The 14,965-nt window shown below is 59.9% G+C and carries 10 protein-coding genes and 1 pseudogene; 2 read left to right on the top strand and 9 right to left on the bottom strand.

Annotated elements, in window-relative coordinates; translation table 11 throughout:
- Positions 1-106: 106 nt before the first annotated feature.
- The 6 genes from AC4PS7_RS14935 to leuC all read right to left on the bottom strand — a co-directional run bounded on the left by AC4PS7_RS14935 (position 107) and on the right by leuC (position 6,681).
- Positions 107-1,117 (bottom strand): aspartate-semialdehyde dehydrogenase, encoded by a 1,011-nt coding sequence (locus AC4PS7_RS14935; RefSeq protein WP_010209066.1) that lies wholly within the window; start codon positions 1,115-1,117, stop codon positions 107-109.
- Positions 1,118-1,367: 250 nt separating this feature from the next.
- Positions 1,368-2,480 (bottom strand): aspartate-semialdehyde dehydrogenase, encoded by a 1,113-nt coding sequence (gene asd, locus AC4PS7_RS14930; RefSeq protein ID WP_021491198.1) that lies wholly within the window; start codon positions 2,478-2,480, stop codon positions 1,368-1,370.
- Between the two features lie 64 nt (positions 2,481-2,544).
- Positions 2,545-3,627, bottom strand: coding sequence for a 3-isopropylmalate dehydrogenase (leuB, locus tag AC4PS7_RS14925; protein ID WP_187517141.1), 1,083 nt, complete (start codon positions 3,625-3,627; stop codon positions 2,545-2,547).
- A gap of 53 nt (positions 3,628-3,680) precedes the next feature.
- Positions 3,681-4,445 (bottom strand): class I SAM-dependent methyltransferase, encoded by a 765-nt coding sequence (locus tag AC4PS7_RS14920; protein ID WP_010209062.1) that lies wholly within the window; start codon positions 4,443-4,445, stop codon positions 3,681-3,683.
- Between the two features lie 162 nt (positions 4,446-4,607).
- Positions 4,608-5,252, bottom strand: a complete 645-nt coding sequence (gene leuD, locus AC4PS7_RS14915) for a 3-isopropylmalate dehydratase small subunit (RefSeq protein WP_010209061.1) — start codon at positions 5,250-5,252, stop codon at positions 4,608-4,610.
- Positions 5,253-5,262: 10 nt separating this feature from the next.
- Positions 5,263-6,681, bottom strand: coding sequence for a 3-isopropylmalate dehydratase large subunit (leuC, locus tag AC4PS7_RS14910; protein WP_010209060.1), 1,419 nt, complete (start codon positions 6,679-6,681; stop codon positions 5,263-5,265).
- 140 nt (positions 6,682-6,821) lie between these two features.
- Between leuC and AC4PS7_RS14905 the strand changes: the two genes are divergently transcribed.
- Together AC4PS7_RS14905 and AC4PS7_RS14900 are read left to right on the top strand one after the other, a co-directional pair.
- Entirely contained in the window at positions 6,822-7,712 is an 891-nt protein-coding gene (locus tag AC4PS7_RS14905; protein ID WP_010209059.1) for a LysR family transcriptional regulator, read from the top strand.
- A 66-nt stretch (positions 7,713-7,778) separates the two neighbouring features.
- Complete coding sequence (locus AC4PS7_RS14900) at positions 7,779-11,075, top strand: EAL domain-containing protein (RefSeq protein WP_010209058.1); 3,297 nt, start codon at positions 7,779-7,781, stop codon at positions 11,073-11,075.
- On the opposite strand, the gene AC4PS7_RS14895 is transcribed toward AC4PS7_RS14900, so the two are convergent.
- The 3 genes and pseudogenes from AC4PS7_RS14895 to AC4PS7_RS14885 form a co-directional block, all read right to left on the bottom strand.
- Positions 11,072-12,997: a hypothetical protein gene (locus AC4PS7_RS14895; protein ID WP_492179538.1), complete on the bottom strand. Its 1,926-nt coding sequence runs from the start codon at positions 12,995-12,997 to the stop codon at positions 11,072-11,074. The genes AC4PS7_RS14900 and AC4PS7_RS14895 overlap by 4 nt on opposite strands.
- 64 nt (positions 12,998-13,061) lie before the next feature.
- Positions 13,062-13,823: a hypothetical protein gene (locus tag AC4PS7_RS14890; RefSeq protein ID WP_241912507.1), complete on the bottom strand. Its 762-nt coding sequence runs from the start codon at positions 13,821-13,823 to the stop codon at positions 13,062-13,064.
- Positions 13,824-14,092: 269 nt separating this feature from the next.
- A pseudogene (locus AC4PS7_RS14885) lies at positions 14,093-14,965 on the bottom strand (hypothetical protein); the annotation flags it as partial.

Raw genomic sequence — 14,965 nt, 5'->3', positions numbered from 1 at the left:
CATAAGGCATGGCGAGCCGATAGGTCACCGACGCGCAACTTTTCCTGCCTGGGGCCAAGCATAGCGCTTGGCTAGAATCAATCTACAAATTGCCGCCAAGTATCTTTTACGCAAGGCCTTTTATCAACAACTGCGCCAGCTGTACGGCGTTCAGTGCCGCGCCTTTGCGTACGTTATCTGACGTCAGCCACAGATTTAGTTCCGCGGGGTCATCCACACCTGCGCGGACCCGTCCTACATAGACCACGTCCTGGCCAACCGCGTCGCCCACCGCCGTTGGGTAGTCCCCCTCCTCAACCCGCTCTATTCCCGGCGCTGCGTCGAGCAGGCGGTTCACGGCGGCGAGGTCGACCGGTGCGCCCAGTTGCAGAGACACTGTCAGGCTATCGCCAAAAAACACCGGGGCTTGAACGCAGGTTGCGGAAATCTTTAGCAAAGGTAATTCCAGCACTGCGCGCAGCTCGTGTACGAGGCGCTTCTCCAGAGCTGTATGACCTTGGGCGTCCGGCGTACCGACCTGAGCCAGTAGGTTGAAGGCAACCTGCCGATCAAACACCTTCGGTTCCAGTGGGCGCATATTCAGCAGCTCGGCGGTTTGCCGGGCCAATTCGCTGACGGCTTCACGCCCCTGGGACGACATTGCCAGGTTGGCGGTGACGCTCACGCGCTGGATATCCAACAGGCCCCGCAATGGCGCCAGGACGACTGCCAGGTGGGTCGCCGATGGACTTGGGCTGCCGAGCTGGAAGGGTCTTTCCAGGCCGTCGAGCACATGGGCATTGGCTTCCGGCACCACCTGCGGTGCCTGTTCGACCGACAGCGCGCCCGACAAGTCGATCACCGAGCAGCCCACCGCCGTGGCACGCGGCGCAAAACTCAAGGTCACCGCCGGCCCCGCCGCAAAGAATGCCAGCTGGACTTTGCTGAAGTCGAACTCATCGACCTCCCTCACCCGCACGTTCTTGCCGCGAAACGGCACCGATGCACCGGCAGAGTTACTGCCCGCCAGCAGGTGCAGGGTGCCCACCGGGAAGCCCAGTTCTTCTAGGATCTGCACCAGGGTTTCGCCAACGGTGCCGGTGGCGCCAATCACGGCGATATCAAAGGTCTGGGTCATGGGGGCTGCCTCGGGCATTGCGGGGGGAGCGGCACTTTACCGGGTGGTGGGGGGTGAGGCAATTAACCCAGCTTTTGTGGTGTGGCTGATGGCCTCTTCGCGAGCAAGCCCGCTCCCACATTCGACCGAGTTTCGTCAGTTGGAATGCAATCAAATGTGGGAGCTGGCTTGCCTGCGATAGCGCCCGAAAGAACAATAAAAAACCCGCGCCTGTCACCAGAACGCGGGTTTCTCATCTTGCCTTACGCGATCAACGCTCCAGCAGAATCCGCAGCATGCGACGCAGTGGTTCGGCCGCGCCCCACAGCAGTTGGTCGCCCACGGTGAACGCGCCCAGGTACTGGGTGCCCATGTTCAGCTTGCGCAAGCGGCCCACCGGTACATTCAGGGTGCCGGTGACCTTGGTCGGGCTCAGCTCCTGCATGCTGATGTCGCGGTTGTTCGGCACCAGCTTGACCCAAGGGTTGTGCTGGCTGATCAACGCTTCGATATCGGCGATCGGCACGTCTTTGTTCAGTTTGATGGTCAGCGCCTGGCTGTGGCAGCGCATCGCGCCGATACGCACGCAGATGCCGTCCACCGGGATCGGGCTCTTGAAGCGACCGAGGATCTTGTTGGTCTCGGCCTGGGCCTTCCATTCTTCACGGCTCTGGCCGTTCGGCAGTTCCTTGTCAATCCAGGGGATCAGGCTGCCGGCCAAAGGCACGCCGAAGTTCTCGGTCGGGTAGGCCTCGCTGCGCATGGCCTCGGCCACACGGCGGTCGATGTCGAGGATCGCGCTGGCCGGGTCAGCCAGTTGATCGGCCACAGCCGCGTGGGTCGCGCCCATCTGCTTGATCAGTTCACGCATGTTCTGCGCGCCGGCACCGGAGGCCGCCTGATAGGTCATGGCGCTCATCCACTCGACCAGGCCCGCTTCGAAAAGGCCACCCAGGCCCATCAGCATCAGGCTGACGGTGCAGTTGCCGCCGACATAGTTCTTGGTGCCCGCGTCCAGCTGCTGGTCGATGACCTTGCGGTTCACCGGGTCTAGGATGATGACGGCATCGTCCTGCATGCGCAGGCTCGACGCGGCGTCGATCCAGTAACCCTGCCAACCGGCTTCACGCAGCTTGGGGAAGACTTCGCTGGTGTAGTCGCCACCCTGACAGGTCAGAATCACGTCGAGGGTTTTCAGCTCTTCAATGTTGTAGGCGTCCTTGAGCGGGGCAATGTCCTTGCCCACGGACGGCCCTTGGCCACCCACGTTCGAAGTGGTGAAAAACACCGGCTCAATAAGATCGAAATCCTGCTCTTCCAGCATCCGCTGCATGAGCACGGAACCGACCATACCGCGCCAACCGATCAGACCTACACGTTTCATCGCAACTACACCTTGTTAAAAAGTGGGCCGCCTTGCAGCAAGAACTGCAAGCGGGCCCGAGAGATTACAGATTCCGCAGCGCGGCGACTACTGCGTCGCCCATTTCTTGCGTACCGACCTTGGTGCAACCCTGCGACCAGATGTCGCCGGTGCGCAAACCCTGATCCAGCACCAGGCTCACAGCTTTCTCGATCGCGTCGGCTGCGTCGCTCAGGTTGAAGCTGTAACGCAGCATCATCGAGACCGACAAAATCGTCGCCAGCGGGTTGGCAATGCCCTGGCCCGCGATGTCCGGCGCCGAACCGTGGCAAGGCTCGTACATGCCCTTGTTATTGGTGTCCAGGGACGCCGACGGCAGCATGCCGATGGAACCGGTGAGCATCGACGCCTGGTCGGACAGGATGTCGCCGAACAGGTTGTCGGTGACGATCACGTCGAACTGCTTGGGTGCGCGCACCAGTTGCATCGCAGCGTTGTCGACGTACATGTGGCTGAGCTCGACATCCGGATAGTCCCTGGCCACTTCCTCGACGATTTCGCGCCACAGTTGGCTGGAGGCCAGGACGTTAGCCTTGTCCACCGAACAGACTTTCTTGCCGCGCACGCGGGCCATGTCAAAACCGACACGGGCGATACGGCGGATTTCGCTCTCGCTGTACGGCAGGGTGTCGTAGGCCTGGCGCTCGCCATTTTCCAACTCACGCACACCGCGTGGCGAGCCGAAGTAGATGCCGCCGGTCAGCTCACGCACGATGAGGATATCCAGGCCCGCGACCACTTCCGGCTTGAGGCTCGACGCGTCAGCCAGTTGCGGGTAGAGGATCGCCGGACGCAGGTTGCCGAACAGGCCCAGTTGGGCGCGAATTTTCAGCAGGCCGCGCTCAGGACGGATGTCACGTTCGATCTTGTCCCATTTCGGGCCACCCACGGCGCCGAGCAGCACGGCATCGGCCGCACGGGCACGGTCCAGGGTTTCATCGGCCAGGGGCACGCCGTGCTTGTCGATGGCCGCGCCGCCGATTACGTCGTGGCTCAGCTCGAAGCCCAGGCTGTACTTGGAGTTGGCCAGTTCCAGCACCTTGACCGCTTCGGCCATGATTTCCGGACCAATACCGTCGCCAGGGAGAATCAGAATCTGCTTGCTCATGCGTTCCTCATTTCATCAAGCGACCCGCCCGTGGGCAGGTCGGGAAAAATCGATCAGCGTTCGGCGAAGACCACCAGTACGTCGGTGCTGAAGGTGCCGTCGGCCTGAATTTCGTAATAATCGCGCACTTCCTGGCCCATGGCCTTCTGCAGCTCAAGGATTGCAGCGCGCAATACCTCTGGCGTGCGCATGCGCTCGACCCAGGAGGTGTATTCCAGGCGCAAGCGTTGGCGGCTGCTAGTGCGCACGTGCAGACCGGACTCGCTGAGCTGTTGCATCCACTCCGCGGCGGAATAATCGCGCACGTGGCTGGTGTCGCGCAGCACTTCGACGGTTTGCAGGTAAGTGTCCAACAGCGGGCTGCCCGGTGACAAGACGTCGACGAACGCCGCCACGCCGCCCGGCTTGAGTACGCGGCGCACTTCGCGCAGCGCCAGGCCGAGGTCGCTCCAGTGGTGAGCCGAATAACGGCTGAACACGAAATCGAACTCGCCATCGGCGAACGGCAGACGTTCGGCAGCGCCGTGCACGGTGGTGATGTTGCCCAGGCCACGATCCTTGGCAGCGGCTGCAACCACGTCGAGCATCTGCTGGGACAGGTCATACGCCACCACGTCCTTGACCAGCGGCGCCACATGGAAACTCACATGACCGGCACCGCAGCCCAGATCCAGCAGCCGTGCAGTGCCCTGCCCGGCCAGTTCGGCCTGGAGCAGCGCGAATTCGGTGCCTTGGGCGTGCACGGCACTGCTCAGGTAGGCAGACGCCTGTTCGCCGAATTGTTTTTGCACGACGTGGGTGTGGGCGGTGGTGGTCATGGTGGCTTTCCTTGGGACGTGTGTTGTTTTTGCTGCCGCCTTCGCGAGCAAGCCCGCTCCCACATTTGACCGAGTTTCTTCAGTTGAAATGCAATCAAAAGTGGGAGCGGCGGTGCGACGATTCGACTTGCTCGCGAAGGGGCCTGTCCGGCTTACATAAAATCAAGCATCGCGAAACAACCAAGGCTGGCTCGCCCGGTGCTTGGCTTCAAACGCTGCAATCGCATCGCCGTCCTGCAAGGTCAGGCCGATGTCGTCCAAGCCGTTGATCAGGCAGTGCTTACGGAACGCATCGACTTCAAAGTGATACACCTTGCCATCCGGACGGGTCACGGTTTGCGCGGCCAGGTCGACGGTCAGTTGGTAGCCCTCTTCGGCCTCCACCTGCTTGAACAGCTCGTCGACTTCTTCGTCGGTCAGGATGATCGGCAACAGGCCGTTCTTGAAGCTGTTGTTGAAGAAGATGTCGGCATAGCTCGGCGCGATGATGCTGCGAAAGCCATATTCTTCCAGGGCCCACGGCGCGTGTTCACGGCTGGAGCCGCAACCGAAGTTTTCCCGGGCCAGCAGTACGCTGGCGCCTTGGTAACGCTCGGCGTTGAGCACGAAGTCCTTGTTCAGCGGGCGCTTGGAGTTGTCCTGGTAGGCGTAGCCCACGTCCAGGTAACGCCACTCGTCGAACAGGTTCGGGCCAAAACCGGTGCGCTTGATCGACTTCAAGAACTGCTTGGGGATGATCTGGTCGGTGTCGACGTTGGCACGGTCCAATGGGGCGACAAGGCCGGTGTGTTGGGTAAAAGCACGCATCGGGTATTCCTCAGATCAATTCGCGAACGTCGATGAAACGACCGTTGACGGCAGCCGCAGCAGCCATGGCCGGGCTGACCAAGTGGGTACGCCCACCGGCGCCCTGACGCCCTTCGAAGTTACGGTTGGAGGTGGAGGCGCAATGCTCGCCCGATTCCAAACGGTCCGGGTTCATCGCCAGGCACATCGAGCAGCCTGGCTCACGCCATTCAAAACCGGCTTCAAGAAAGATCTTGTCCAGGCCTTCGGCTTCGGCTTGCGCTTTGACCAGGCCCGAACCCGGCACCACGATGGCTTGTTTGATGGTCGACGCCACTTTGCGGCCCTTGGCGATCACCGCCGCAGCGCGCAGGTCTTCGATCCGCGAGTTGGTGCAGGACCCGATGAACACGCGGTCCAACTGGATGTCGGTGATCGCTTGGTTGGCCTGCAAGCCCATGTACTTCAAGGCGCGCTCGATGGAGCCGCGCTTGACCAGGTCGGTTTCTTTAGCCGGGTCCGGCACGTTCTGGTCGACGGCCAGGACCATTTCCGGCGAAGTGCCCCAGCTGACTTGTGGCTTGATCTGGGCAGCGTCGAGCTCGACCACGGTGTCGAACACCGCGTCGGCGTCGGAGACCAGGTCCTTCCAGGCTTCAACAGCGGCGTCCCAATCCGCACCTTGCGGAGCAAATGGGCGACCCTTGACGTATTCGACGGTTTTTTCGTCGGCCGCGACCATGCCGACGCGGGCACCGGCTTCGATGGACATGTTGCAGATGGTCATGCGGCCTTCGATAGACAGGTCGCGAATCGCACTGCCGGCGAACTCGATGGCATGGCCGTTACCGCCAGCGGTGCCGATCTTGCCGATCACCGCAAGGACGATGTCCTTGGCAGTCACGCCAAATGGCAATGTGCCTTCGACCTTGACCAGCATGTTCTTCATTTTCTTGGCGACCAGGCACTGGGTGGCGAACACATGTTCCACCTCGGAGGTGCCGATGCCGTGGGCCAAGGCGCCGAATGCACCGTGGGTGGAGGTGTGGGAATCACCGCACACCACGGTCATGCCCGGCAAGGTGGCGCCCTGCTCCGGGCCGATCACGTGCACGATGCCTTGACGCACGTCATTCATCTTGAATTCGGTAATGCCATATTCGTCGCAGTAATCGTCGAGGGTCTGAACCTGCAAACGCGAAACCTGGTCGGCAATCGCGTCGATGCCACCTTTGCGCTCGGGAGTGGTCGGCACGTTGTGGTCGGGGGTGGCGATGATGGAGTCGACGCGCCAAGGCTTGCGCCCGGCCAGACGCAGGCCTTCGAACGCTTGGGGCGAGGTCACTTCATGGATGATGTGACGGTCGATATAGATCAGCGACGAACCATCGTCGCGCCGTTTCACTTCATGGGAATCCCAAAGCTTGTCGTAAAGCGTTTTGCCGGCCATCAGTCGGTCCTCATCAGCGGTATTTCTTTATGCCGGGCTTTTCAATAACCCTTTGGCTTGTGAGGCTGATGGTATGGCGCTACATTAAATAACTCAAATTCATATTTTTTATGCTTTGGATTACCAACTGGAATACATCCATGGATCTGGCCAACCTCAATGCCTTCATTGCCATCGCCGAGACCGGGAGCTTCTCCGGCGCCGGCGAGCGCCTGCACCTGACCCAACCGGCCATCAGCAAACGCATCGCCGGTCTGGAGCAACAATTAAAGGTGCGCCTGTTCGATCGCCTGGGCCGTGAAGTCGGCTTGACCGAAGCCGGACGGGCCTTGCTGCCGCGCGCCTATCAGATCCTCAACGTGCTGGACGACACCCGCCGCGCACTCACCAACCTCACCGGCGAAGTCAGCGGCCGGCTGACCCTGGCCACCAGTCACCACATCGGCCTGCATCGCTTGCCGCCGGTGCTACGTACTTTTACCCGGGAATACCCGAATGTGGCGCTGGATATTCAGTTCCTCGATTCGGAAGTGGCCTACGAAGAAATCCTCCATGGCCGCGCCGAAGTGGCGGTGATTACCCTGGCGCCCGATCCTCACAACCTGGTACGCGCCACCCCGGTCTGGGATGACCCGCTGGATTTCGTGGTGGCGCCGGAACACAGCCTGATCAGCAACGGCAGCGTCAGCCTGGCCGATATTGCCGGCCACCCGGCGGTTTTCCCTGGAGGTAATACCTTTACCCACCATATCGTCAGCCGCCTGTTCGAGGCCCAGGGCCTCACCCCGAACATCGCGATGAGCACTAACTATCTGGAAACTATCAAGATGATGGTGTCCATCGGCCTGGCCTGGAGCGTGCTGCCACGCACCATGCTCGATGAGCAGGTGGCAAGTATCGCTTTACCGGGCATACAGCTCAGTCGCCAGCTAGGCTATATCGTGCACACCGAAAGGACGCTGTCGAACGCTGCGCGGGCTTTCATGAGCCTATTGGATGCACAGGTCGATCTGCCAGGGATACCGGCATGAAGCCGTGCGGCCTCAAGGTCTGAACAGAACCGCGCTGAACGCCCATTGAGCCAAGGCCCTTTGATAATGCGCAACCCCGTCGATTCCGTGCCACCCCTGCCCCGCATCTACGCCCTGGATCCCCAAGCGGCGGAACAAAGCTGGGACAGCGCCCCGCAATTGCTGGCAGCGCTCAATGCTGCCCGGCTAGGGGCTTGGTGTTGGGAAATCGACAGCGGACGTATCAGCTGGTCACGGGGCACCCAGGCACTGTTTGGCTTTGACCCACGCCAGCCGCTGCCCAACGACCTGGACTACCTGGACCTGCTGGCCCCCGAAGACAGCGCCCGCGTAGTGCGGGCATTCCATGCGGTGCTGGCGGGCGAGCCGTTCGAACAGGCCATGCATCACCATATCCAATGGCCAGATGGCAGCCTGCACTGGCTGGAAATCAACGGCAGCCTGGCGCCGGACAAGGCCGGACGGCGCCGCATGATCGGGGTGATCCGCGAAATCACCCACCAGCGCGACCGCGAAAACGCCCTCAGCCACTCCGAGAAACGCTTCGCCACGCTGTTCCACCTGTGCCCGAACATGGTCCTGCTGACCCGCCAGGCCGACGGCCTGATCAGCGAAGCCAACCAGTATTTTGAAATGCTGTTCGGCTGGCCGCTCGCCGACGCCATCGGCCGCACCACCCTGGACCTCGGCCTGTGGCGCCACCCGGAGCAACGCGCGCAGCTGGTAAAAGCCACCCAGCGCAAGGGCGAGCCGATCACCATGGAGGTGCAGTTTTGCGCCAGTAATGGCCAAATCCACGATGGTACCCTCAGTGCACAGAAGGTCGAGCTGGAGGGCGAGGCCTACCTGATCAGCACCTTTCTCGACACCACCGAGCGCAAAAACGCCGAGCAGGCCCTCAAGGACAGCCAGGAGCGCCTCGACCTGGCCCTGGATTCGGCGCAACTGGGTACCTGGGACTGGCACATCCCCACCGGCATGCTCTATGGCTCGGCCCGCGCCGCCCAATTGCACGGGCTGCCGCCGGAACCCTTCCATGAGTCGTTCGACGCCTTCTTCGAAGGCATGCCCGATGACGAGCGCGAAAGCATGCGCAACGCCTATCGGACCCTGCGCGAAGGCCCAGCCGGCAACTATCAACTGACTTACCGCGTGCCGATGGAAGACGGCAGTTCGCGCTACCTCGAAAGCCGCGCGCGCCTGTACCGTGACGAACAGGGCGCACCGCTGCGCATGGCCGGCACCTTGCTGGATATCACTGACCAGGTGGAACGCGAACAGCGCCTGACCGCCTCCGAGGAAAAATTCGCCAGCCTGTTCCAGGTCAGCCCCGACCCGATCTGCGTCACCTGTCTGGACGGCGGCACGTTTATCGAGATCAACCCCGCGTTTACCCAGACGTTTGGCTGGACGGCCGCCGAAGTCATCGACAAGAGCGCCGAACAGATCGGCCTGTGGGACGAATCCAGCAAGCGTCTGCAACGGATCGAGCGGGTGATCCGCGAGCAGGCGTTGAGCAATGTGGCGATCGTGGCGCATCACAAGAACGGTCAGGCGCTGACCTGCGTGATTTCCAGCCGACTGATCAAAGTGGGTGACCAGCCGTGTATCGTCACCACCTTGCGCGACATCACTCAGCAGCAACGCTCGGAAGCGGCGCTCAAGGCCAGCGAAGAGAAGTTCGCCAAAGCCTTCCATTCCAGCCCCGATGCCATTTCCATCACCGAGCGCGACACCGGCCGTTATGTGGAGGTCAACGACGGCTTCTGCCGCCTGACCGGCTATCGCGCCGAGGAGGCCATCGGCCTGACCCTTTACCAGATCGGCATCTGGGCCGACGAGAACCAACGCGCCGCGCTCCTGGCCGAATTGCAGATCAAGGGCCGTATCAATTACTTGGAAATGCTCTGGCACAACAAGCGCGGTGAGTTACTGGCAGTGGAAGTCTCGGTAGAGCCCATCACCTTGAACGAAACCCCGTGCTTGCTGCTGACCGCACGAGACGTGAGCCTGCTGAAAAACGCCCAGGCACAGATCCGCCACCTCGCCTACCACGACCCACTGACCAACCTGCCCAACCGCGCCCTGCTGATGGACCGCCTGAGCCAGCAGATCGCCCTGCTCAAGCGGCATAACCTGCGCGGCGCACTGTTGTTCCTCGACCTCGACCACTTCAAGCACATCAACGATTCCCTGGGCCATCCGGTGGGCGATACCGTGCTGAAGATCGTCACGGCCCGCCTGGAAGCCAGCGTGCGCATGGAAGACACCGTGGCGCGCCTGGGTGGCGATGAGTTCGTGGTGTTGCTCAGCGGCCTGGATGGCACGCGCACGGAGGTCAGCAACCAGGTACAGGAGCTGGCCGACACGTTGCGTGAGCTGCTTTCCGAGCCGATGTTTCTGGACGGCCATCGTTTACAGGTCACACCGAGCATTGGCGTGGCATTGATTCCCGATCACGGCTCCACGCCGGCGGACCTGCTCAAGCGTGCCGATATCGCCCTGTACCGCGCCAAGGATTCAGGACGCAATACCACCCAGATGTTCCACAACAGCATGCAAAAAACCGCCAGCGAACGCCTGCGCATGGAGACTGACCTGCGCCTGGCCCTGTCGCGCGGTGAATTCAGCGTGCATTACCAACCGCAAGTGGATGCGCGCGGCAACCGCATCGTCGGCGCCGAGGCCCTGGTGCGTTGGCAGCATCCGCAATTGGGCGCGCAGTCACCCTCCGAATTCATCAAGGTGCTGGAGGACAGCGGCCTCATTCTTGAAGTCGGCACCTGGATCCTGGATGAAGCCTGTGCGGCCTTCCAACAACTGATTGCGGAAGGCCTGGTCGACCCGCTGAATTTCAGTCTGTGCGTGAACATCAGCCCTCGGCAGTTCCGCCAGAACGACTTCGTGGAGCGGGTGGAGCGCAGTCTCAAGCAGCACAAATTGCCGTTCAGCCTGTTGAAACTGGAAATTACCGAAGGCATCGTGATCCAGAACCTGGACGACACCATCAGCAAAATGCGTCGCTTGAAAAAACTCGGCGTGAGCTTTGCGATGGATGACTTCGGCACCGGCTATTCATCGCTCACTTACCTCAAACGCCTGCCGGTGGATGCCCTGAAGATTGACCAGTCGTTTGTGCGTGACGCCACCCATGACCCCAACGATGCCGAGATCATCCGCGCCATTGTCGCCATGGCCCGCAGCCTGAACCTGGAGGTGATTGCCGAAGGGGTGGAAACCCAGGACCAACTGGCCTTCCTGCAGGGCCTGGGCTGCCATTTGTACCAAGGGTATTTGCATAGCCGACCGCTGCCCATGATCGGATTCCGCGAGCGTTTACTCGCGGGAGAAGGCCGGGGTTAAACCAGTTTCAAGGCGTGACCTTCCTTTTGCATCCAGTCCGAACCTTGCAACTCGCGCTTGATGCCATATTCATCAATGGCCCCCTCCACAACGACCACCGAATGCCCGAAGTTCGCCAAGGTGCCTGGCACGCCTGATGCCAGCTCCTGCACGCTACTGGGGCGGGTAAAAGCGTATAAGCCGAGGCGACGCAACGCATCGCCCGGAATCTCACCGTCGTTCAGCGTTTTCAGGGCGGCGTCAAAACTTGCACTGGCGCGGAACTCATGATTTTCCAGCTGGGCACGCTTGGCGCTCGCCGCGTAGAGGAATACCGCATCGTCAACCAGGCCCTTGTCCTCGCCATGGAAGTTGGCAGCCGCTCGCGCCCTTTGCAACTCGACGTGAGTGAAGCGCACCGTGCAACCATCACGCATGATGGTGGTGAAACCTTCGGGCGTTTCGGTGACATGCTTGAAGATCCCCATAGGGTTCTGCCCATACTTCATCATCGCAGCCTTGATTGCCGACACCGTGACACAGTTACCCTCGACGCCTTGATAGAAACCGTTCCAGATATCGACAGGCTTTGTGCCGACGGGCACCGCCGAGAACTGCGCAGGCTTACCGTTGGGTTCGACCGGTACGTCTGCGGCAAGCTGGTAGCCATAATCCTTGCTGACAGCCGCTTGCCCACCGTTATCATGCTTGATGCCATCCGCGACCAATGCACCCGAATAGTTAAAGGTGCTGATAACGCCGACGCTGCCTGGCTCACGCAATTTATCGGGGGGCACAACGCGTATGAAGCCGATCAGGCCCATGCCTTTCAACACGCGATAGGTGTGCTCCCCACGCAAGGTGCTCGATAGCGCTGCATCAAACTCAACATTGCCCTCGACCTGCTTGCGCTTGGCAAAGGCGGCCAGCATGAAATTGGCATCGGCGCCCATTGGCGCGTCAGGGCCGGTCAATCGTGAGGCTCCACAGGTGCGTTGCAACTCCTGCGCTGACAGCGTCACTTCAAACCCATCTTTCATGGTGATGCGGTAACCCGTTTTCGTGGCCTCGACCGTTTCAAACATGTCGGAGGGCGAGCGGCCAAACCGCAGCATCATCATCTTGATGACAGCAGCATGGCTGCTCAGGTCAAACACTTCGCCGAAATTACGCGAAACCGGCGCGAATCCCTGCAACACCTCTGCAACGTCGGGAGGGGCACTTTTATTGCGGCGTTCAAACTCGGGGACGACCGTCGGCGGTTCGGGGGCAGGGGCAACGCGGCGCGTTGGCGCACTGTCGCTCACCAACGTATACATATAGCTTCGATCGGGAGAACGTTGCCGGCCAAACTGATGCGCCTTGTCAGCGTAAATTAACGACGAGCCAGAGTCATAGCTGTCTGCAACCCCCGCCAGCCCCTCCGAGATAGCCGTTGCAGTGGGGCGGTATTGGAGATGGCCGGACAACCCCATGCCTTTGAGCATGTTGAACGCCGTTTCACCCTGCAACGACTGGGTCAAGACCGACTCAAAACCAGGCCGATCAGCCGCATTACCGCTGGCTGATTGTTTGCGCTTGATAAACACAGCCAACGCAAAATGGGCACTGCTCAGTGCATCGTTGTGATGGCCGGTAAAACGCGACGCGGACGCCGCCTGCTGCAACTCCTGTTTGGAAACATGCAGCGTGTAACCATCTTTCATGGTCACGTCATACCCATCGTTACTGCCCTTTACTTCGTTGAAAAAATCCGCAGGACGCGGGCCAAACGTGAGCATCATCAGATTAATGACGGCGCTGTGCGAACTGGCATTGAAATGCTCACCGAAGCCACGCTCCGGCACATCAACAGGGGGAGTGCGAGATATTCCTAAAGCACTCGACAACTGCGCAGCCATGGGGTTAGAACGCACGAAAGATCCAATTGCAAACGTACTCATATCGTTAACTCTTTTATTAATTAGTTGGACGAGTTCGTGACAAGAAAATCAGATCAAACGTTGTTCACATCAACGCGATGGCTTGGCCGCCTGCGGGCCGGCCGCCTTTGCGCCCATAGTTCTCTTCAATTCCGTCCACGATAGCCACTGAGTGCCCGCGCCGGTTGACCATGCCAATCAATGACTTGTCAGCGAATTCACGCACCGATACACGCTTCATATGGTCTTTTAGCCCCAGACGTTTGAACCCCTCCCCAGGGCCCCATTCATCTTCACCATCGTTGAGGCTTCTTATGGCGGCTTCATAACTTTTGCCTGCCCGTCCGTCGTTGTTCTCCATTTGCGCCCGCTTGGCAGAAACTGCAAACAGGAAATGTGCATCCTTGAGCATGCCAGGATCATTTATTCCAACAAAGTTGGAGCCGCGGATGGCACTGTCCAACTCCGCCTTGCTGAGTTCTACCGTCATGCCGTCACGCATGACAACTTTAAATCCATCCACGCCTTTCTCGACAGACTTGTAAATATCCTTAGGGCTTTGGCCAAACTTTGCCATCGCCGCCTTGATAGCGGAGATTGTCACACAGTTACCATTTCTGCCCTGACGAAAACCACTGAAGATATCTTTGGGCTTTGCACCTCGACGCTGAGTGGAAAGCTCGGGGATAGGTTCGTTTTGTTTATCGGTGAGCCTCGTATCGGGAGTGGGTTGTACGCGTGGCGACGGTGCAGGTACATCGTTGTTTTTCGGTTCAACCGGATGCACGTCTCCACGCAAAAGGCTTTGCAATTGAGTGAAAAACTGCTTGAACACTTCTCCCAACATGCTGAGCAAGGCCGAAGTGTCCGCGTTATTACTGAAACTATCGGACTTTACCTCTGAGCGAGGAACAGCTGTTGCAGTACGAACGTTTTCTCTGGGCACAGAGTGGAGCGATGCACGAACTGAATGGTCTGGTGTCCGGCAAGGCTCAATAGTTGGCGATACAACACGGTTATGGCTTATCGATAACATGTTTTAAGTCTCATTGAGTGCCCCCTGGCCGAAACGACCAGAGGACCAGCATTTATGTTCAACGCGTCAAGATAACGGGCTCAAAAACGTGGACGGAGGCCAGGCTTGTTAGCTCGGTGGTTGTCGAAACGCTTATGGGATTGGCTGCTGCAATCATCAACCAAGTCATCCGGTGCGGGGGATGTAAGGTCCGTATTGGGTGGGGTATTAGGCTTTGGATTCACAGGGGCCGGGGTATCAGGCTTTGGATTCACGTTGGTCGGGGTAACAGGCCTTGGATTCACATGGATCGGGGTATCAGGCTTTGGATTCACGTTGGTCGGGATGTCCGGCCTTGGATTCACATTGGTCGGGGTAACAGGCTTGGGATTCACGTTGGTCGGGGTAACAGGCTTGGGATTCACATGGGTCGGAATGACCGGAGGCTGTGGCGACGGCTGTCCGTCGGGCTTCGGCATTACCGGGGGTTGTGGAGACGGCTGCTTATCAAGCCTCGGCGTCACCGGAGGTTGTGGCGCTACTTTTTCATCTGTATGCGGGCAATGACAGTTTTGGACCTGCACCGTCACGTTGATATCAGACGACAGCTTATTTTTATAATCCACAGGGGTGAGAGGAGGCTTTGCCTGCTGAGTATCGAGTTTGCCGTCAGGCCTAATGCTCACCTGGGTACGACCATCCGGCATGACTTTAACCTCCGGGTCCGGCTTCACCCGTGCCTTGGTATCCGCTTCGGGTGCAACCTTGTCCTGCGCCTTCGCATCCACAACGGTCTTGGCATCGGTGCCAGGCAGCACGGTCTTCTTGGTATCCGCCCCCGGTGCGACCTTGTGCTCGACCTTCCCATCCGGCACGTTCTTGGTATCGGTGCCAGGTAGCACGGTCTTCTTGGTATCCACCCCCGGTGCGACCTTGTGCTCGACCTTCCCATCCGGCACGTTCTTGGTATCGGT

Source organism: Pseudomonas sp. DW-iso3 (assembly GCF_058725305.1).
The sequence above is the reverse complement of the archived record's forward strand: the minus strand, read 5'-3'. Positions and strand labels throughout refer to the sequence as shown.